We start from the raw sequence: 18,740 nt of genomic DNA on the forward strand, positions 1-18,740 counted from the left end.
CGACGGCCGAGGACGGATCCGTGGCCGCGCTTGCGCTCGAGCCGGGGACGGGACGGCGACCCCGCTCCACCTTCCGAGGTCCTCAGAGCGCGACGACGCCCGCGATGCAGACGACCGCGTCGCCGCCGACCCAGATCCGCTCGCCGTCGTCGACGACGTGCACGCGCCCGGCGCGCCGCAGCGCCGTGCCCTGGGAGGCGACGTAGGACGCCGGGGCGACGCCGTCCTCCCGCAGCCACTGGGCGAGGCTCGCGTTGAGGCTGCCCGTGACCGGGTCCTCGAAGCCCGTCCGGACGACGCCGTCCGCGTCGGGGGCGGCCGGGAAGAACGCACGGACCTCGAAGGCGGCGCCGCCCGGTCCCTCGGCCGCGCCGTCCGCCCCTGCGCCGTACGGCCCCACCACGCCGAGCTTCGTGTCCCCGAGCACCCCGAAGTCCGCGCGCAGCGCGAGGACCTCGGCCGCCGAGGACAGCCGCACCGCGCACCATCCCGGCCCGTTGTCGACCCACGCGTGGGCGAGGATCGCGCCGCGGTCGACCCCGACGCCGGCGGCGATCCGGTCGACGAGGGCGTCGTCGAGGACGCCCTCGCGCAGGCGCTCCGGCGCGGCGAACGCCAGCCGCGTGCCGTCGCGGCGGAGCTCGACGAGCCCGACGCCGCACTCCTGGACGATCCGCTCGGGGTCGCGCGGCGTGGCACCGGCGTTCAGCCACGCGTGGCAGCTGCCGAGCGTCGGGTGGCCCGCGAACGGCAGCTCGCCCGACGGCGTGAAGATCCGCAGGCGGTAGTCGGCGCCCTCGTCCGCGCCCTCGGAGGTCGGCGGCAGCAGGAACGTCGTCTCCGAGAGGTTCGTCCAGCGCGCGAACCCCGCCATCGCCTCGTCGGACAGGTCGTCGCCCTCGAGCACGACCGCGACGGGGTTGCCGAGGTGCGGGACGTCCGTGAAGACGTCGACCTGCCGGAACCCGCGGGAGCGCATGCGTCGATGATGACGCGCGACCGAGGCATCGGCGGGCGACGACGGGACGAGGACGGCCGCGCTATAGGCTCCGCCGCATGTTCGACCGGATCGACCACCTCGGCATCGCCGTCCGTCCCGAGGACCTCGACGACCAGATCGCCTACCACCGCGACGTGCTCGGCTTCGAGCTCGTGCACCGCGAGACGGTGGAGTCCCAGGGTGTCGAGGCGGTCCTCTTCGACGTCGGCGAGAACCACGTCGAGCTGATCTCGCCGCTGGGCCCCGACACCGGCGTCGCGAAGTTCCTCGAGAAGAACGGCCCCGGCCTCCACCACGTCGCGTACCAGACGCAGGACATCGTCTCGGCGCTCGCGACGTTGAAGGAGCGCGGCGTGCAGCTGATCGACGCCGAGCCGCGCGTCGGCATCCGGAACAGCCGCGTCGCGTTCCTGCACCCGAAGTCCACCGGCAAGGTGCTGACCGAGCTCACCGAGCCGGCGCACTGACGCCGCACCCCCTTCCCACCCGCACCCCGCAACGATCAGGAGAGCCCGTGTCTTCCGACGACAAGCTCCGCGTCAGCATCGGTCTGGACAGCGCCCCGCCGCTGGCCGTCCGCCTCACCGAGTCCCAGCTCCAGGGCCTGCAGCAGTCGCTGCCGGGCGGTGGCTGGACCGACCTCGACGCCGAGGACGCCCGCGTCCACCTGAACCTCGACAAGGTCGTCTTCATCCGCGTCGACAAGGACGAGCAGAAGGTCGGCTTCGGGCTCTAGGCCCCCGGGCCCGGCCCGCGCCCCTCGCGGGTGCCCCGCGCCTCGCCGCAGTCCGGCGCACTCCGACCCGAGACGCACGGGGCGGGGCCCGCTTCCCCTCACCGCAGGGTGCAGCGGGGCCCGGAGTCCGGCAGGCAGCGCGTCAGCTCGCCGCGGGCGTAGCGCGCCCCGTTGGACTGCTCCTTCTGCAGCACGCGGTAGTCCGTCCGCTTGAGGCAGTCGTCGTAGTCCTGCCCCTCCTGGATCGTGTAGGTGCAGTAGCGCGTGACCTCGTTCAGGCCGCCCTGCTGGCCCTGGACGGTGCGGTCCGGCGGACCGCTCGCCAGCGAGTTGAGCACGACGACGACGAGCACGACGAACGGCAGCGCGGCGAACAGCAGGACGAGGATCAGCCGGGCCTGCGACCGGCCCTTCGCGATCTCGCCGACGTCCCGCGGACGGTCGTACCGGTTGCGCAGGTGCGGGGCCAGCTCGGGCAGGTCGTCGGCCGAGGACGCGCCGCCGGTCGGGGCGGCGCCGGCGGCCGGTCCCGCGTCGCCGTCGGTCGGTCGCCGGTCGTCCGGCTCGTCCTCGCCGGCGCTCATCGGCGCCGCCCCCAGCGCGGAGCGCTGTCGACCTCGGGCGGCAGGAAGATCTCGACGGGGCCGAGCGGCTCCGCGGTGACGTCGCCGAGGTCGAGGACCTCGCCGTCGACGTTCCACAGGAGGTCGGGGTCGACGTCGACGCGGATGTCGTGCCCCTGGAAGAAGTGCGTGCCGCCGCGGTTGCCGCCGCCACGCATGCCCCAGACACGCCGGATCAGCGTCAGGCGGGAGCGCGACTCGACGACGAAGAGCTCCATCTCGGCGGTCTCGGGATCCGAGTCGGGGAGCTGGACGATGCCGCCGAACGAGCCGGACGCGGCGACGAGCGCCTGCCAGACGTCGCCCTCGTACACCTCCTCGCCGTCGACGCTGACCTTGCAGTGCACCTGTTTGCCCTTCACGCCGGCGATCACCGCGCCGATCGCGTAGGCGACGGGGCCGAGCGCCGACTTGAACGGTGCGGCCTCGCGCGCGGCGTTGACGGCCAGGCCGATCGAGGCGACGTTGACGAAGGGGTGGCCGTCGAGCGTCGCGCCCCACACCGTGCGGTGCCGGGCCTCGGGGTCCTTGGCGACGTCGAGCGCGGCGTCGAAGTCGGCCGGGATCCCGATCGCCCGGGCGAAGTCGTTGGCGGTGCCGGCCGGGAGGATCGCGAGCGGGGTCCCGTGCTCGGCGCAGGACGCGAAGGCCGGGCCGATCGAGCCGTCCCCGCCGGCCACGACCACGCGCTCCGCACCCGAGGACGCCGCGGCGTCGGTCTCGTCGAGCGTGAACGTCGTGACGTCGTGCCCGGGAGCGCCGAGGCGCTCGGCGAGCTCGTCGCTCCCGCGGCCGGCGCCGGACTTGGGATTGACGACCAACGCCAGCTTCACCCGCTACATGGTGCCCGACCGGGGGACGGGCGGGGCCGCGGCGGCCCGACGGGACGGCGGGCGACGCCCGGCGGGACGCCGCGATCCCCCGGCCCGTACGCTCCTGGGGTGTCGATCCTGACCCCGGACCCACGGCTCTTCGGCGAGGCCGTCGACGCCCGCCGCAGCCTGCTGGCCCGCGCCCTGCGCGGCCGCACCGGCAGGGCGTTCGCGAGCCTCGACCTCGCGGGGATGCGGGCGATCCGCTCGACCGCGCGCTCCAAGCGCGCGACGAAGGCGATCGTCCGGTTCTCCCGCACCGGCGAGCACGGTGCCCTGTGGCTCGGGATCGGGGCGCTCGGCGCGACCGTCGACGAGCGCCGCCGCGACGAGTGGCTGCTGGGCGTCGCCGCGGTCGGCGCCGCCTACGTCGTGAACACGAGCGTCAAGCAGGTCGCCCGCCGCCCGCGCCCGCAGCTGCGCGATCTGCCGCCCCTGATCCCGACCCCGACGCAGCTGAGCTTCCCGAGCTCGCACGCCGCGTCGTCGTTCGCCGCCGCCGCGGCGTTCTCCAGCCTGCTGCCGAAGGCGCCGCTCTACGGCGTCGCCGGCGCGATGGCGATCTCGCGCGTCCACCTGGGCGTGCACTACCCGACCGACATCGCCGTCGGCGGCGTCCTCGGCTGGACCGTCGGCGGCGGCGTCCGGGCCGCCGGTCACGGCATCGCCGCGCGCCGCGACCGCCGCCGGGAGCAGGCCGACGACTCCAGCAGCACCGCCGAGAAGGCCGCCACCGCCGCATCGGTCGCCGCCGCTGCGGCCGCGGGGGCCGCGGCTGCCACCACCGACCCCACGACCGGAGACGCCTGATGAAGATCGGCATCGTCGGCATGCCCAACGCGGGCAAGTCGTCCCTCTTCAACGCCCTGACGAAGTCCGGGGCCGAGGCCGCGAACTACCCGTTCACCACGATCGAGCCCAACGTGGCGGTCGTCCCGGTCCACGACGACCGGATGGTCGCGATCGCCGAGCTGCTGGGGTCGTCGGACATCGTCTTCGACCACATCGACTTCCACGACATCGCGGGCCTCGTCGCCGGCGCCCACAAGGGCGAGGGACTGGGCAACAAGTTCCTGGCGAACATCCGGGAGACCGACGCGATCGTCCACGTCGTCCGCGCGCACGAGGACGGCAACATCATCCATCCGGATGGCTCGGTGAACCCGCTGCGGGACATCGAGACGATCGAGACCGAGCTCCTGATGGCGGACCTCGAGCAGGCCGAGCGCCGACTCGAGCGGGTCACGAAGGCCGCGCGCGGCGGCGACGCCGAGGCGAAGGCCGAGCAGGCGTGGCTCGAGCAGGTGGTCGCGGCGCTGAACGAGGGCAAGCCCGCCCGCGTCGTGCCCGCGCCCGAGGACCACCCGCACGTCGTCCGGACCCTGTCGCCCCTGACCGCCAAGCCGGTCCTCTTCGTCGCCAACGTCGACGAGAACGACGCGTCCGGCGAGGTCCCGCCCGCGATCGCCGAGCACGCGAAGGCCGTCGGGGCCGTCGCGGTCGCCGTCTCCTCGCGCCTGGAGGCCGAGCTGATCGAGATGGACGACGAGGAGGCCGCCGCGATGCGCGAGGACATGGGCTTCGCCGAGTCCGGGCTCCAGCGGATCGCCCGCGGGGCGTTCGAGCTGCTGGACCTGATCACGTTCTTCACCGCCGGCGCCGGCGTCCGGGCCCAGTCGTGGCACCTCAAGCGCGGCCTCTCCGTCTGGCACGCCGCCGGCGAGATCCACGGCGACATCCAGAAGGGCTTCGTCCGCGCCGACGTGATCGGCACCGAGGAGCTCCTCGCCGCCGGCGGCTACTCCCAGGCCCGCGACGTCGGCACCCTGCGCACCGAGGGCCGCGACTACGTGATGCAGGACGGCGACGTCATCACGGTGAAGCACACGAACTAGGGCGGGGCGCGCGTCGGGGTCCGGCGGTCCGCGACCGGCAGCGAATCGTGCGCCGTGGGCGCACGGGCCGCTGCCACCCCCGACCGGCCGGGCGCCGGGAGGCCGGGCGCCGGGAGATCCCCGATGCGCACGCGCGGGGGTCGGCGCAGGATCGCGGAATGCCCACCGTCCGCCGCCCCGCCGCCGTCCTGCTCCTGACCGGAGCCGGCGTCCTCCTCGTCCCGACGGGCGCGCGCGCCGACGGCCTCAGGATCGACGCCCCCGCCGCCGTCGACGTCGGGGCGCCCGCCGCGCTCTCCGTCTCGGCCGACCTGTCCGAGCCGAACGGGCGACTGATCGTCGTCACCCGACCCGTGACCGGGGCGCCGTGCGGCTCGAGCGAGCAGGCCGACTACGAGGCCGACCCGACGTCGTGGCGGGAGGACGACGGGCAGCTCCTCGAGGGTCGCGTCGTCGTGCTCGGGGCCGGCCCGTCGACGACCGCGGTCGACCACGCGTTCACCGTGCCGGGGAGGCGACGGATCTGCGCGTGGGTGACGCGCGCCGGGACGACGCCGGCCGCGGGCACCGCGGAGCTCGAGGTGCGGGGCACCGCCGGCACCGTGCGGATCGACCGGTTCCGGCAGTACGCGTCGACGTCGAAGCAGGTGCTGCTCGACCTCGACGTGTCCGGTCGCGCGTCGACGCCGGCGGACGTCCGCGCCTGGGTCGTGCCGGCCGGCGCCTCGTGCCCCGGCCTCGACGTCGTCCACGACCGGGACGGCGTCACCGTCCTGCGTCGCGACGGCGGCCCGCTGCAGGCGGGGTCGTTCTCGACGACGTTCCGGACGAGCAGCCCGCTGGCGCACGGGCGCTGGCAGGCGTGCGTCGCGCTCGGCGACGGCGGGCCGTCCGGCCAGGCTTCCGTCGTCGCGCACGACACGGCGACGGTGCGGACCGGCCAGCGTCCGCGGTACCTCGCCTCCGACCGCCCGCGCGTGATCCGCGCCGGATCGACGCTGCGCTGCCGTCGCGGGACGTGGCGCGCCGAGCCGGCGCCGACCTTCCGCTACGCCTGGCGCCACGACGGGCGGACCGTCGCGGGCGCCCACCGGTCGCGCCTGCGCGTGTCGCGCACCGCCCGCGGCCGGTGGACGTGCGTGGTGACGGCGCACAACCGCGCCGGCACCACGACGGTGCGGACCCTGGCCGTCGGGGCGACGGGGTAGGCGGGCGAAGGGGCTCGGCGCCCGCCTCAGCGACGGATCGTGAGCTTCAGGTCCAGGACGGTGCGGCCCTTCGTGACCTCGGCGGGCTGCTGCTGCTCCTCGGCGTTCGGGTACTGCACGACGGTCCGGATCCGCACCGTCTTCCTCGTGCCCTTCCGCGCCCGCTGGAGCGTGCGCAGAGGCAGCGCCGCGCGGGACTCCACGAGACCTCCCGGCCACTCGCCCCGGCCGACCGTGACGCCGAGGTCCGCGTCGGCCTGCCCCTTCTCGGAGCACGCCGCGGGGAGCGACCGGTACGAGTCGCTGCTCGGCCAGTCGTGGGCGCCGCGCAGCACCGCCATGCCGGGCTCCATCCCGTTCAGCGGCCGCTCGATCAGCGGATCGCCGGCGTCGTAGATCTCCTTGCGGGTGGTGCCGAAGCGGAGTCGGATAGCGCCCTCGGTCGCGCAGGTGCGGGTCCCCTGCACGTTCTCGGCGCGGTCGCCGCCGGTCGTGCCGTCGGGACAGGCGCTGATCTCGGCGAAGCGGCGATCGAAGTCGCGGCGCAGCGCGGCCTTCGCGGCGAGGCGGACCTCCGACGCGGTGAAGGTCAGGGCGCCGTTCTTCCCGACCTTCGCGGTCAGCTTCCCGGGCTTCCCGGACGCCGTGCCGAAGGTCAGCGTCTGCTCCCCCGACTCGCGCTCCGGGTAGTCGCAGGTCGGGGCGACCCGCTTGTCGTAGGTCCACGTCGTCTTCTGCGTGCCGGACACCTCGACGCGGAAGGTCGTGGCCTTCGGCGCCGCCGATGCGGGCGCGGCGGTGGCGAGCAGGACGCCGGCGGCGAGGGTCGCGGGGACGGCACGGGCAGCCCGCGCGCGCGTCGTGCGGTGGGCGACTGCCGACGGGGTGCGGCCTCCGCTGCGGGCGCCTGCTGTGCGCGCCGGGGCCGACGCGGTGGCGGTGTCCCGGCGACCGCTCGCGCTGCCGGCGGTGGGGGTGACGGGGTCAGGGGTCGGTGCGGGATCGGGCACGGGAGCACTCCGGGTCGAGGGGTGGTTGGGCGCGGGACCGGCACCCACCGACACCGTCCCGGCCGACGGGCCCACCCGCATCGGGGATCTCCCTGGGGTTCCACCCGGAGGTTCCGGTGCGCGACGGGAGGTGCCACGATCGACCGATGCTCCACGAGGACCGCTCCCGGGCCGAGTCGTTCGGGCAGGACGCCGCCGCCTACCACGCGGAGCGTCCGTCCTACCCGCCGGCGCTCGTCGACGCCCTGGTCGACCCGCCCGTCCGGGACGTCCTCGACGTCGGCTGCGGCACCGGCATCGCGTCGGCACTGCTGACGGCCCGGGGCGCGCGGGTGCTCGGCGTCGAGCCGGACCCGCGGATGGCCGCGGTGGCGCGGGAGGGCGGCCTCGAGGTCGAGGTCGCCGCCTTCGAGACGTGGGACGCGGCGGGGCGGACGTTCGACCTCGTGATGAGCGCGCAGGCCTGGCACTGGGTCGACGCCGCGGCCGGGTCGGCGCGAGCGGCGGAGGTCCTGCGCCCCGGCGGGCGGATCGGGCTCTTCTGGAACTTCGGCCGGCCGACGGACGCGATCCGCGACGCCCTGGGCGCCGCCTACGCCGCGGCCGGCGAGTCCGACCTGGAGCGGCACTCGGTCCTCCTCGGCAACGCCGACGACCGGCTGACGGGAACGGCCGCCGCACTCGACACCACCGGCGCGTTCGGCCGGGTCGCGGTCCGCGCGTTCCCGTGGGTCCGCGAGTACGGGCGGGACGCCTGGATCCGGCAACTGTTCACGCACAGCGACCACGCGGCGCTGCCGGCCGACCGCCGCGCCGCGCTCTCCGCCGCGGTGGCCGAGGCCGTCGACGGCCTGGGCGGGACGGTGGCCCTGGACTACGACGCGCGCCTGGTGACGGCGGTGCGGCGGGGGTAGGCGGGCGGCACGGACGGGTGAGCCGCGCCGCGGGACGGAGCCGGCGGGACAGGGCCGGCGGGACAGGGCCGGCGGGACGGGCGGGATGACCGGCCGGGCGGACCGCATGGGCGGCCAAGGCGGCAGCGACCGACCGCAGCAATCCGCAGCACCCCGCCGGCTCGGGCCGGCCGGTGCGGGTTCGTGCCGCCCGACCGCAGCAATCCGCAGCACCCCCGCCGGCCCCGGCCGACCGATGCGCCCTCGTGCCGCCCGACCGCACCACCGCGCATCACCGGCGGCCGGCACGCTCCTGCCGTCACCGCGAGCCTCCCGCCAACGACCGCCGCTCCGCGGCACACCCGCTTCACCGCCGCAGGAACGTGTGGCCCACGACTCCTCCGCTCCGCACCGACGCCTCCCCGAGCCCCGACCCGCCGCGTACACCGCACCGCGCCCCGCACCTCACGCCCGGGCCGCTCCGAACGGATCCGCCGCCCCGCCCCGCCCCCTCAGAACACGATCCGCGAGCCCATCGTCACGACCCGCTCGCCCGGCAGCCGGAAGTAGTCGGCGGGGCTCGCCGCGTTGCGGGCCATGCCGACGAAGAGGGCCTTGCGCCAGCGGGCCATGCCGGGGGAGCGGTCGGGGACGATCGTGATCTGGGAGAGGAACCAGGTCGCGTGGTACGGGTTGAAGTCGACCTCGAGGCCCCCCGCGGTGCGCCGCGCGAGGGCCAGGGCCTGCGGCACGTCGGGGCGGTCCATGTAGCCGAAGCGCAGGGTGACGTGGCTGTAGCCGTCGTGGTCGTACCCCAGGTGGTCGAACACGATGCGCTCGGACTCGGGGACGTGCGGGGTGGTCGTCGTGTCGATGGTCACGATGACGACCTCCTCGTGGATCGCGTGGATCCGGTCGACGGCGACGCGGAGCGCCAGCGGCGTCGTGTCGCGCGTGGGGTTCAGGTAGATCCCGACGCCCGGCAGCCGCTTGACCGGCGGGACCATCACCTGCATCCGGTCGACGAACTCCTGCAGCGGCCCCTCGGCCTCGACGCGGGCGGCGGAGACCTCGACGCGTCCGCGGTCCCAGGTGCTCAGCAGCACGAACACGATCGCGCCGACGAGCAGCGGGAACCAGCCGCCGTGCAGGATCTTCGTCGCGTTGGCGGCCAGGAACAGCAGGTCGACGGTGACGAACCCGAGGACGCCGGCGACGACCATCCAGAGCGGCTTGCGCCACAGCACGCGCACGACGACGAGGAACAGGACCGAGTCGATCAGCAGCGTCCCGGTCACCGCGATCCCGTAGGCGGTCGCGAGCTTCGCGGAGGACCCGAAGCCGATCACGAGCGCGAGGACGGCGACGAACAGCCCCCAGTTCACCGCGGGGACGTACACCTGCCCGATCTCGTCCTCGGAGGTGTGGCGGATCGACAGCCGCGGGAGGAACCCGAGCTGCACCGCCTGGCGCGTGACCGAGAACGCGCCGGAGATCACGGCCTGCGACGCGATCAGGGTGGCGAGCGTCGCGAGGACGACCATCGGCACCCGCGACCACTCCGGCATCAGCAGGTAGAACGGGCTGGAGATCGCCGAGGGCGTGTCGAGGATCAGCGACCCCTGGCCCATGTAGTTCAGCATCAGCGCCGGGAAGACGACGAAGAACCACGCGCGGCTGATCGGCTTCCGGCCGAAGTGCCCCATGTCGGCGTAGAGCGCCTCCGCACCGGTGACGGTCAGGACGACCGACCCGAGCGAGATGAAGGCGATGCCCGGGTGGTCGACGAAGAACTCCACCGCGTAGTGGGGCGACAGCGCCCGCAGGATGTCGGGGTGGTGGACCAGGCGGCCGATCCCCGCGACGGCGAGCACGAGGAACCACAGCACCATCACGGGCCCGAAGATCCGGCCGATCACCTCGGTCCCGAAGCGCTGGATCGCGAACAGGCCGGTGAGGACGGCGATCGTGAACGGCAGGACGTACGACTCCGCGCCGGGGGCCACGACCTCGATCCCCTCGACGGCGGACAGCACGGAGATCGCGGGCGTGATCATGCCGTCGCCGTAGAACAGCGCGACCCCGAAGAGGCCGGCCGCGACGAGCGCGACCTTCACCCACGGCCGGTCGAGCTTCGCCCGGCGGATCGCGGCGACCAGCGCCATGATGCCGCCCTCGCCGTGGTTGTCCGCCCGCATGATGAACGTGACGAACTTGACCGAGACGATCAGCGTCACCGACCAGACGATCAGCGAGATGATCCCGTAGACGTCGCCCTCGGTCGGCTTCACCGCGCCGTCGTCGGCCGCGAAGACCGCCTGCAGCGCGTACAGCGGGCTCGTGCCGATGTCGCCGAAGACGACGCCGAGGGCGCCCAGGGTCAGGGCGGCCATGCCGGCGTGGTGCCGGGGCGCCGCGGCGCTGGGAGCGGGCATCGCGGGCGGACCATACGCCGCCGGCGGCGCGTGGTCCGTGATGTGGCGCGGCGGCGCTCGCGTCGGGGCGGCACGTCGGCCGCGGGTCCGGATCCGCCCGGGGGACCCGCGGACCGTGCTGATCTGCAGGTGACGCCCGAGGGCGTCTTGCGGCCGCGGCGGCCGCGGGCCGGTTCAGACCGCCGCCGCCCGCTCCGCGATCACGCGCGTGGCGTGCCGGCACCACGGCCCGTAGGTGCGGCGGAGGACGGCGAGGACGGGGCGCACCGCGTCGATGTCGATCCCCACGACGCTGCCGCCACCGGTCCGGGCGTCGACGCGGTGGTGGAACGTGACCCCGCCGGTCCGCCACGACCACGAGCGCCCCGGGTCGACGGCGACGATCCGGACGGGGACGGGCAGCGCGCCGAGCAGCCGGACCGCACCCCGGGCGCCCGGGCGGACCTCGGGCGAGCCGAGGCCCCAGGCCCCGCGGACGTGCCAGGCCCATTCGTGCCACCGGTCCGGCCGCGCGAGCAGCGACCAGACGGCGGCGGGCGACGCGGAGGAGGCGGTCTCGTAGCGCAGCATGCCGGTCCGCTACCCGCCACGATGGGCGTCACCCCACGCCGGCCGGCGTGCCGCCCTACAGCCCGGCGACCGGCGTCGAGAAGCTGCCGACGCGGACCCGCCAGGAGCCCTTCTTCGGCACGACGGTCTCGAAGCGCCCGTCCTTCAGCGCGACGCGACGGACGGTCGTCCAGCGGTCGCCGTCCTGGCGCTGGAGTCGGCCGGCGGCCCCGCGCGGCGCGGGCCGGACGCCGCCCACGAGGCGGCAGCGGGGCGCGACCTTCGGCGCCTTCGCCCGGATCGCCCGCGTGGCCGACGGATCCTGGGCCGTCAGGAGCGCCCCGATGTCGGCCGCGCCGTCCCCGGCGACGGCGATCGCCTGCTCGGCGGGTCCCGCTCCCGCGTCCGGGGCGTCCCCGCCGGGCGGGGACGGAGCGCCGGGCGTGGTCGTGACGCCGGGCAGCGTCGGCGCGGCCGGGGTCGTCGGGGCCGGCCGCCCGCCGTCGGAGCCGTCGAGCGGTGCGGCGCCCGACACCGCGAGGCCGATGCCCTCGCCCGCGGCGGTGCTCTGCGGGTCGCGGGCCCGGCGCCGGAGCTCGGCACGGACCGCCCGCGCCGCCGCCTGGTCGCGGGCGAACCGGACCTGCGCGGCGGTCGGGCCGGCCTTCAGGCACCCGGACATCGAGACGAGCGCGAACGTCGCCCAGCGGTCCGGCAGCGCGAAGGCGCGCTGGAGCTGCCCGCCGTCGATGTCCTTGGTGCCGGTGGTACCGGTCACCCGCGCGCGGACGACGCGGGGCGAGTCGCCGCGCTCGAGGACGTCGATCCGCCGCAGGTCGCCGACGCCGAACCGCGCGGTGCGGGCGTCCGCCGACCGCGCGGAGAACGTCCGGGTCCAGCGGTGCAGGGCGACGTCGCCCTCGTACGGGTCGGGCACGCTCTGGAGCCACGAGCGCTCCTCGCCGCCGAAGACGTTGCTCGAGTCCTCGGTCCGTCCGCCGCTGGTGGAGAAGAAGTACGTGATGACCGGGGTGCCGTTCAGCGTGACGACCTGGCCGCTGGTGGCGTCGACCGCCGCGTTGCCCTCGGCGGTCTCCCCCGCGATCCCCGTGTAGACCTGCGACCGCGTGTCGGGCCACTGGTCGAACGGGCGACCGCCGACGGCGTTGGTGATCGCGTAGGTGCGGGCGACGATCGCCTGCGCCTGGAGCGCCGCGGTCGGGAAGTTCGAGGGCGACTCCTCGGTGACGACGCCGCGGAGGTAGTCGTCCATCGGCAGCTCGTTGACGACGACGAGGTCGCCGCCGTCGGGGAGGACGTCGATCGTGCCGCGGTACGAGCCGCCCTGCACCCCGTCGGCCGACCGGCCCGCGACGCGCAGCACGCCGGCGTTCGCGGGCACGACCTCGATCCCGCCGCCCGAGGACCCGACCTTCTTCTTCCTGCCGATCTGCCGGATCTCGATGCCCGACGACGTGCGGATCAGCCGGTAGGACCTCGTCGTCTTCGTCGTGATGCCGCCGATCGACTTGGCGCCCGAGATCGTGGTCTCGCGCACGCCGGTCTGCAGGGCGACCCGGACCCGGCGGTCGGCGGCGCCCGAGCGCTGGAGGCTGGTGCCCCGGTAGTAGTGGGCGAGGATCCTCCGGACCGAGAACCCCTTGGCCGCCATCCCGGCCGCCCCGTACTGGCTGAGACCGACGCCGTGACCGAACCCGGCGCCGTTGACGACGAGCCGCTCGGCGGCCGGCGCCCCTGCCGCCACCGGACCGGCGAGGAGCGCCCCGGCGCCCAGGACCGCCCCGGTCGCGATCCCGCGGCGGCGCCCAGCGGACCGGGCCGCGCGGACACGGGCGTCCGTGGCACGGACGGGTGGGGCTGAGGGCCGGGGGTCCCGCATCGACCGGCACCGTAACCCGCCGGGGCGTTCGGGTGCCGCACACCCCGGCCGTCGGGGGTGACCCGGGCGACCGCCTGCGACCGGCACGACCCCCGGGAGGCTCCGATACCCTCCGGGCTTCGCGTGGGCTGCCGTCCCTTTCTCCCGCGCGAGCTTCTCCGTGTCTCTCGCACCGCGCCGGTCATTGCTCATCCTCGTGCCCCTGGTCGTCGCGGCCGTGGTGGCCGCGATCCTGCTGCTGCCGGGCGGCGCGGGACCGGTCCGCGCCAAGGCCGCCGGCGGGGACGCCGAGCCCACCAAGCCGATCACGATCAGCGGCCCGTTCGGCCGGATCGCCGTCGCCGGTCCGTGGACCTACGCCTCGGACCCGCGCGACCAGGGCCTCGGCAAGGGCTGGTCGAAGGGCACGTTCCCCGGCAAGGACGTGACGATCCCGTACGTCCCGAACGCCGCGCGGATCACCGGCGCGGCCGGCGTCGTCTCGCACCGCGGCTCGGTCGGCTGGTACCGCACGACGATCAACGTCGACGCCGACGGGCAGTACGCCGTGGCGTTCGGCTCGGTCAACCACCACGCCACGGTGTGGATCGACGGCAGGCAGGTCGCCAAGCACACGGGCGAGTTCCTGCCGTTCGAGGCCCGCACGAGCCTGAAGGCCGGCGCGCACTCGCTCGTCGTCCGCGCCGACTGGCGCGACCCGGAGAAGATGAAGGCCCAGGGCTGGCACCGCCTGTGGTTCAACTTCGGCGGGATCAACCGCGAGGTCACGATCCGCCGCCTCGGCAACAGCGAGGTCCAGGCCCCCTACGTCACCACGACGTTGCAGAACGGCTCCGCGAACGTCCGGATCTCCGCGAAGGTCGTCAACCGCGCCGGCGCCCGGGACATCCAGCTCGCCGGCGTGCTGCGCCGCGACGGGCAGGACATCCCCGTCCAGTTCCCGTCGGTCCGCCTGAACGCCCGCGAGACCCGCCGCGTCGAGGCGAACGTGAAGATCGACCAGCCCGCCCTGTGGGCGCCGGGCTCGCCGAACCTCTACGACCTCACGCTCGCGGTGCCGAACGAGAGCGCGTACCAGACCCGCATCGGGCTCCGGCAGATCCAGAAGCAGGGCCGGAACATCCTGCTCAACGGCAAGCGCGTGACGCTCCGCGGCGCGTCGATCCACGAGGACGCCCCCGGCGCGGGCACCGGCCTGAACGCCGAGCAGATGGACGCCCTCGTCGGCGACCTCAAGGAGCTCGGCGCGAACGCGACCCGCGCGCAGCACCCGCTGTCGCCCGCGCTCCTGGAGCGCCTCGACGCCGCCGGCATCCTCGTCTGGCAGGGCGTCGGCCCGACGGACTCCCCGGGCTCGTGGCAGAGCGACACCCCCGCGAAGGCGAAGGTCGCCCGCGAGCGCGTGCAGACGACGCTCGACGAGCAGCAGACCCACCCGTCGATCGTCGTGTGGAACCTCGTCAACGAGATCGCCCGCAACGGCGGCACCGACAACGGCCAGGTCCCGTACATCCGGGAGGAGTCGAAGATGCTGAAGACGGTCGACCCCGGCCGTCTGACCGCGCTCGACGTCTGGGCCACGCCCGTCAAGTACACGAACGCCGACCCGGTGGGCGGCGCGCGGATCCCCGAGAAGATGGGCTCCGTCTACCAGTACATCGACGCGATCGGCATCACGAGCTACCAGGGCTGGTACAGCGATCCGGGCAAGTCGATGGACTTCCTGAAGCAGAGCATCCAGCGGTTCACGGGCGCCGTGAAGAAGATCTACGCGGGCAAGGTCATCGTGCTGACCGAGTTCGGCGCGGAGGCCAACGGCGAGAACCCGACCTCCCGTCCCGGCGGCTACGGCTACCAGGCGAACCTCCTGAAGACGACGATCGACGCCTACGCGAGCGATCCGGAGATCTCGGGCGAGATCGTCTGGAACCTGCGCGACTTCGGCGTCGCGCCGACGTTCATCGGCGGCTCGATCCGGCGCACCTACAAGGGCACGATCCGCCTGGTGCGCGGCCTGAACCAGAAGGGCCTCTTCACCTACAACGGCCGGCCGAAGCCGTCCGTCGCCCCGGTCAAGGCCGCCCTGGCCCGCGCCGCGGTCGCCGACGAGCCGAAGTAACGCGCGGCCCGGCCGCTCGCCGCGGCCGGCGGGACGTCTCAGTCGGTCCCGTCGGCAGCCCACAGCTCGGTGGCGCTGCCGACCGGGACGGGCTCGCCGGGGACGAGGCCCAGGACGCGGGTGAGCTCGATCGAGAGCGGGCCGGGCTGCGCCGCCTTGTCGGTCGGGAACCACGGCCGCCACTCGCGGACGCAGATCAGGAGGCCGGACTCGTCGCCGACCGCCGCGAAGCCGTCCCGCGGGTCGCCGTACCAGAGCCGCTCGCCCAGGCCCTCGAGCCGGTCGACCAGTGCGCCGACGTCGGGGGTGGTGATCCCGACCTCGCTGATCCCGCGCACCAAGCCGGCGCCGCGGACCTCCTCGGGCGTCGCGATGCCCGCGATCCACGGCTCCCACGGGCGACGGTGCCGGGCGATCAGCTCGACGACGTGGCCGCCGGGCGAGATCGCGTAGACGCTGTGGGCCGCCCAGTCGGGGAAGTCGACGATCGTCTCGCCGTCGCGCAGCTGCACGAGCGGCGACGCGCGCTGCAGCCACTCCGACGCCTCGACGAGCCGGTCCTCGGCGACCTCGAGCGCCACGTGGTGGCTCGGTCGCCCTCCCGCACCGCCGCGTGCGCGCGCGCCGTCGGGGACGGGGGTGAACGCGAGGACGCCGGACCCGACGCGGACCGCGAACCCGCCCGCCGGAGCGCCGGGCGCGGTGTCGAGCCCCAGGCGCCCGGTCCACCACTGCTGCTCCTCCGCCATCGCCGTCGTCGCGAGGGTCACGCGCCGGAACCGCGGCGGGGCGTCGGAGGCGGGCGGGAGCACGGGCACGCCTCCACGCTAGATGGTCGGGTCCGCCGGGGCGCGGCCGGACGTGGCGCGGGCCGTGCGGGCGACCTCCGTTCGACGGGGACGCGGCGCCGGACCGCAGGACGCGGCGCTCGATCCCGCGTGCGAGCGCCGACCCGCCGCCGCCGGACCGGATGCCGAGTCGTCCGCCCGGCCCGCGCCGACCCACGTCCGCCGCATAGCCTCCCGCCGATGGCCACCGTCCGCTGGACCCTCCAGGTGCGGTCCGGGCGCTTCCGCACCCGGACCGTGCTCGTCGACGCCGAGGGCGCCGACGTCGCCCGGGTCGAGCAGGACGGACGGGTGCGTGCGACCCGCGCCGGCACCGCGGTCGACCCATCAGGCCGGACCTGGCGGGTCGTCGGCGCGCCGGAGGACCTCCTCGTCACCCGCGACGGCGAGCGCTGCGCCACCGTCGACCACGGCGTGCTCGAGGCCGGCGGCCGCACGCTCGGCTGGCGCCTGCCGGAGGACGGGTCGCGCACCGCCCGCGTCACGAGCTCCGCCGGCGACCCGAGCGTCCTCCTGCGCATCGCGCCGGGCGAGGGCGGATCGACGCCGCCGTGGGCGACGATCGAGTTCGACGACTCCCTCCCCGAGACCTTCGGGGTCGTCCTCGCCGCCTGCGTCCGCCTGCTGCAGGTCGACGCCGACAAGTAGCGGTCGGCGCTCCGTTCCTTCCGAGGACGTCCCGGTCGGTTCGGCGGTCGTCGGGCGCCGGGATATGTTGTGGCCGTGGAGTCGCCGCGGTGGTCGTTGTTCGTGGTGGGCCGGAGGCGCCCGCAGGTCCTGCTGTCCGACGGCGGGGAGGACGCGCTCGCCGAGCTGCAGCTGCGCGGCGGCGGGCGCGGGTCGCTGGGCCGGGCCACCGAGCGCGACGGCCGGCGGTTCGACGCGTTCCTGGACGGCGGCGAGGTCCGGGTCGAGTGCGCCGGTCGGGTGCTCGTCCGCGCCCAGGGCGAGGAGCTCACGACCGGCGGGCGGACCTACCCCTGGAAGGCCGACCTCGAGGGCGGCCGCACCGCCTCGCTGACGGACGACGACGGCACGCCCCTGCTGCAGATCGAGCCGGGCCCGGGCGGGGACGGACCGTGGATCACGATCGCGTGGTCCGACCACCTGCCGTCGCCGCTGGCGGTCACCCTGGCGACCTGCTTCGTCCTGCTCCGCGTCGACGCGCTCGGGCGCCGGGGCTGAGCGGACCGCGACCGCCCGTCCCGGAGGACGGACGGCCGCTCCGGGCCTCAGCCCTGGTTGCCGCGCGCGATCTTGCGCAGGTCGATCGTCTTGTCGAACAGGTCGGCGTCGACGCCCTCGGCCAGTGCGACGTCGCGGAGGGGCTCGCCGGAGTCGGTCGCCTTCTTGACGATCGTGGTGGCGAGGTCGTAGCCGATGGCCTCGTTCAGCGCCGTGGCGGTCGCGAGGGTGCCGGCCGCGGAGGCGTCGGTGCCCTTCGTGTTCGCCGTGATGCCGTCGACGCACTTCGTCGAGAACGACGTCGACGCGGTCGAGAGCAGGTGGATCGACTGCAGGAGGTTGCGGGCGATGAGCGGGACGCGGACGTTCAGCTCGAACTGGCCCTGCATGCCGCCGATCGTGATGGCGGTGTCGTTGCCGATGACCTGCGCGGAGACCTGGATGACGACCTCGGGCAGGACCGGGTTGACCTTGCCCGGCATGATCGAGGAGCCCTTCTGCAGCTCGGGCAGGAAGAGCTCGCCGATGCCGACGCGGGGGCCGGAGCCCATGAGCGCGATGTCCTGGGCGATCTTCGTGAGCGAGACCGCGACGACCTTCAGGGCGCCGGAGAGCTCGACGAGCGCGTCGCGGTTGCCCTGCGCCTCGAACGGGTCGGCCGGGGCGGCGATGAGCTCGAGGCCGGAGTCGGCGATGAGCTTCTCGCGGATCGCGGGCGCGAACTCGGCGGGCGTGTTCAGGCCGGTGCCGGTCGCGGTGCCGCCGAGCGGGATCTGGCCGACGTGCGGCAGGGCGGCCTCGACGCGCTTGACGCCCTGGCGGACCTGCGCCGCGTAGCCGGAGAACTCCTGGCCGAGCGTGACCGGGACCGCGTCCATGAGGTGGGTGCGGCCGGCCTTGACGACGTCGACGAACTCGTCGGCCTTCGCCTGCAGCGACGCCTCGAGCTGCTTCAGCGCCGGGATCAGCGTGTTGGTCGCCTCGTCCAGCGCGGCGAGGTGGACGGCGGAGGGGAAGGTGTCGTTCGACGACTGCCCCATGTTCACGTGATCGTTGCGGTGCGCCTCGCCGCCGGTCAGGGCGGAGATGACCTCGTTGACGTTCATGTTCGTCGACGTGCCGGAGCCCGTCTGGAACACGTCGATCGGGAACTGGTCGTCGTGGTCGCCGGCGACGATCTTGCCCGCGGCCTCGGAGATCTGGTCGGCGATCCCCTGGTCGAGCTTGCCGAGCTCGGCGTTGACCAGCGCGGCGGCGCCCTTGATGCGGGCCTGCCACCGGATCACCTGGATCGGGACGCGCTCCCCGGAGATCGGGAAGTTGTCGACGGCCTTCTGGGTCTCGCTGCCGTACAGGGTCTCAGCCATGGTGTGTCCCTCTCTCAGGGGTCGTGGGCGACGGAGGGCACACTACTCGCGGGCACGCGGTCGATGACCTGCGCTGGGGACGGGCGTGCCGGACGTCCGC

The 18,740-nt window shown here is 74.8% G+C and carries 18 protein-coding genes; 9 read left to right on the plus strand and 9 right to left on the minus strand.

Translation table 11 applies throughout. From position 1 onward, the window contains the following. Positions 1-82 precede the first annotated feature (82 nt). Positions 83-979 carry a PhzF family phenazine biosynthesis protein gene (locus PATMI_RS0104610; RefSeq protein ID WP_026910021.1) on the minus strand — a complete coding sequence of 299 codons (897 nt, stop codon included), beginning with the start codon at positions 977-979 and terminating at the stop codon, positions 83-85. Between the two features lie 77 nt (positions 980-1,056). Between PATMI_RS0104610 and mce the strand changes: the two genes are divergently transcribed. Both mce and PATMI_RS0104620 read left to right on the plus strand, forming a co-directional pair. Further along, on the plus strand, positions 1,057-1,467 hold the full coding sequence (mce, locus tag PATMI_RS0104615) for a methylmalonyl-CoA epimerase (RefSeq protein WP_026910022.1): 411 nt from the start codon (positions 1,057-1,059) through the stop codon (positions 1,465-1,467). A gap of 47 nt (positions 1,468-1,514) precedes the next feature. Then, positions 1,515-1,736 (plus strand): hypothetical protein, encoded by a 222-nt coding sequence (locus PATMI_RS0104620; protein ID WP_026910023.1) that lies wholly within the window; start codon positions 1,515-1,517, stop codon positions 1,734-1,736. Between the two features lie 98 nt (positions 1,737-1,834). Here PATMI_RS0104620 and PATMI_RS0104625 read toward each other — a convergent pair whose 3' ends face one another. Next, positions 1,835-2,320, minus strand: coding sequence for a hypothetical protein (locus PATMI_RS0104625; protein WP_026910024.1), 486 nt, complete (start codon positions 2,318-2,320; stop codon positions 1,835-1,837). Next, on the minus strand, positions 2,317-3,192 hold the full coding sequence (locus PATMI_RS33885) for a diacylglycerol/lipid kinase family protein (RefSeq protein WP_026910025.1): 876 nt from the start codon (positions 3,190-3,192) through the stop codon (positions 2,317-2,319). The genes PATMI_RS0104625 and PATMI_RS33885 overlap by 4 nt, the downstream gene beginning before the upstream one ends. A 108-nt stretch (positions 3,193-3,300) precedes the next feature. Between PATMI_RS33885 and PATMI_RS27425 the strand changes: the two genes are divergently transcribed. The 3 genes from PATMI_RS27425 to PATMI_RS0104645 all read left to right on the plus strand — a co-directional run bounded on the left by PATMI_RS27425 (position 3,301) and on the right by PATMI_RS0104645 (position 6,334). Next, positions 3,301-4,041 (plus strand): phosphatase PAP2 family protein, encoded by a 741-nt coding sequence (locus PATMI_RS27425; protein WP_051471061.1) that lies wholly within the window; start codon positions 3,301-3,303, stop codon positions 4,039-4,041. Then, a complete protein-coding gene (ychF, locus tag PATMI_RS0104640) occupies positions 4,041-5,126 on the plus strand; it encodes a redox-regulated ATPase YchF (RefSeq protein ID WP_026910026.1) in 1,086 nt (361 codons plus the stop codon). The genes PATMI_RS27425 and ychF overlap by 1 nt, the downstream gene beginning before the upstream one ends. A 158-nt stretch (positions 5,127-5,284) precedes the next feature. Beyond that, on the plus strand, positions 5,285-6,334 hold the full coding sequence (locus PATMI_RS0104645) for a hypothetical protein (protein ID WP_026910027.1): 1,050 nt from the start codon (positions 5,285-5,287) through the stop codon (positions 6,332-6,334). Between the two features lie 26 nt (positions 6,335-6,360). On the opposite strand, the gene PATMI_RS0104650 is transcribed toward PATMI_RS0104645, so the two are convergent. After that, on the minus strand, positions 6,361-7,344 hold the full coding sequence (locus PATMI_RS0104650; protein ID WP_026910028.1) for a hypothetical protein: 984 nt from the start codon (positions 7,342-7,344) through the stop codon (positions 6,361-6,363). A 146-nt stretch (positions 7,345-7,490) separates the two neighbouring features. Here PATMI_RS0104650 and PATMI_RS0104655 point away from each other — a divergent pair, with 146 nt between their 5' ends. Next, positions 7,491-8,258, plus strand: coding sequence for a class I SAM-dependent methyltransferase (locus tag PATMI_RS0104655; RefSeq protein WP_026910029.1), 768 nt, complete (start codon positions 7,491-7,493; stop codon positions 8,256-8,258). A 491-nt stretch (positions 8,259-8,749) separates the two neighbouring features. Here PATMI_RS0104655 and PATMI_RS0104660 read toward each other — a convergent pair whose 3' ends face one another. The 3 genes from PATMI_RS0104660 to PATMI_RS0104670 all read right to left on the minus strand — a co-directional run bounded on the left by PATMI_RS0104660 (position 8,750) and on the right by PATMI_RS0104670 (position 13,121). Then, entirely contained in the window at positions 8,750-10,672 is a 1,923-nt protein-coding gene (locus PATMI_RS0104660; RefSeq protein ID WP_051471062.1) for a potassium transporter Kup, read from the minus strand. A 174-nt stretch (positions 10,673-10,846) separates the two neighbouring features. Then, positions 10,847-11,242: an SRPBCC family protein gene (locus PATMI_RS0104665; RefSeq protein ID WP_026910031.1), complete on the minus strand. Its 396-nt coding sequence runs from the start codon at positions 11,240-11,242 to the stop codon at positions 10,847-10,849. A gap of 55 nt (positions 11,243-11,297) precedes the next feature. Further along, a complete protein-coding gene (locus PATMI_RS0104670) occupies positions 11,298-13,121 on the minus strand; it encodes a SpoIID/LytB domain-containing protein (protein WP_026910032.1) in 1,824 nt (607 codons plus the stop codon). 196 nt (positions 13,122-13,317) lie between these two features. On the opposite strand from PATMI_RS0104670, the gene PATMI_RS0104675 reads away from it, so the two are divergent. Beyond that, positions 13,318-15,240: a glycoside hydrolase family 2 protein gene (locus PATMI_RS0104675; RefSeq protein ID WP_169738328.1), complete on the plus strand. Its 1,923-nt coding sequence runs from the start codon at positions 13,318-13,320 to the stop codon at positions 15,238-15,240. 38 nt (positions 15,241-15,278) lie between these two features. Here the strand turns inward: PATMI_RS0104675 and PATMI_RS0104680 are convergent, their stop codons facing one another. Beyond that, entirely contained in the window at positions 15,279-16,058 is a 780-nt protein-coding gene (locus PATMI_RS0104680) for a VOC family protein (RefSeq protein ID WP_026910034.1), read from the minus strand. A 210-nt stretch (positions 16,059-16,268) separates the two neighbouring features. Here PATMI_RS0104680 and PATMI_RS27430 point away from each other — a divergent pair, with 210 nt between their 5' ends. Together PATMI_RS27430 and PATMI_RS0104695 are read left to right on the plus strand one after the other, a co-directional pair. Beyond that, positions 16,269-16,736: a hypothetical protein gene (locus PATMI_RS27430; protein ID WP_036725227.1), complete on the plus strand. Its 468-nt coding sequence runs from the start codon at positions 16,269-16,271 to the stop codon at positions 16,734-16,736. 75 nt (positions 16,737-16,811) lie between these two features. Continuing rightward, on the plus strand, positions 16,812-17,273 hold the full coding sequence (locus PATMI_RS0104695; RefSeq protein ID WP_026910036.1) for a hypothetical protein: 462 nt from the start codon (positions 16,812-16,814) through the stop codon (positions 17,271-17,273). Between the two features lie 47 nt (positions 17,274-17,320). Here PATMI_RS0104695 and PATMI_RS0104700 read toward each other — a convergent pair whose 3' ends face one another. After that, entirely contained in the window at positions 17,321-18,640 is a 1,320-nt protein-coding gene (locus PATMI_RS0104700; protein ID WP_026910037.1) for a class II fumarate hydratase, read from the minus strand. Between the last annotated feature and the right edge of the window lie 100 nt (positions 18,641-18,740).

Source organism: Patulibacter minatonensis DSM 18081, assembly GCF_000519325.1.
Lineage (GTDB): Bacteria > Actinomycetota > Thermoleophilia > Solirubrobacterales > Solirubrobacteraceae > Patulibacter > Patulibacter minatonensis.

Excerpts from the sequence above, each read along its gene's own strand:
- PATMI_RS0104665 (WP_026910031.1), bottom strand. The coding sequence starts at position 11,242 with ATGCTGCGCTACGAGACCGCCTCCTCCGCGTCGCCCGCCGCCGTCTGG.
- PATMI_RS0104625 (WP_026910024.1), bottom strand. The coding sequence starts at position 2,320 with ATGAGCGCCGGCGAGGACGAGCCGGACGACCGGCGACCGACCGACGGC.
- PATMI_RS0104700 (WP_026910037.1), bottom strand. The coding sequence starts at position 18,640 with ATGGCTGAGACCCTGTACGGCAGCGAGACCCAGAAGGCCGTCGACAAC.
- PATMI_RS0104670 (WP_026910032.1), bottom strand. The coding sequence starts at position 13,121 with ATGCGGGACCCCCGGCCCTCAGCCCCACCCGTCCGTGCCACGGACGCC.
- PATMI_RS0104655 (WP_026910029.1), top strand. The coding sequence starts at position 7,491 with ATGCTCCACGAGGACCGCTCCCGGGCCGAGTCGTTCGGGCAGGACGCC.
- PATMI_RS0104610 (WP_026910021.1), bottom strand. The coding sequence starts at position 979 with ATGCGCTCCCGCGGGTTCCGGCAGGTCGACGTCTTCACGGACGTCCCG.
- ychF (WP_026910026.1), top strand. The coding sequence starts at position 4,041 with ATGAAGATCGGCATCGTCGGCATGCCCAACGCGGGCAAGTCGTCCCTC.
- mce (WP_026910022.1), top strand. The coding sequence starts at position 1,057 with ATGTTCGACCGGATCGACCACCTCGGCATCGCCGTCCGTCCCGAGGAC.
- PATMI_RS27430 (WP_036725227.1), top strand. The coding sequence starts at position 16,269 with ATGGCCACCGTCCGCTGGACCCTCCAGGTGCGGTCCGGGCGCTTCCGC.
- PATMI_RS0104645 (WP_026910027.1), top strand. The coding sequence starts at position 5,285 with ATGCCCACCGTCCGCCGCCCCGCCGCCGTCCTGCTCCTGACCGGAGCC.
- PATMI_RS0104660 (WP_051471062.1), bottom strand. The coding sequence starts at position 10,672 with ATGCCCGCTCCCAGCGCCGCGGCGCCCCGGCACCACGCCGGCATGGCC.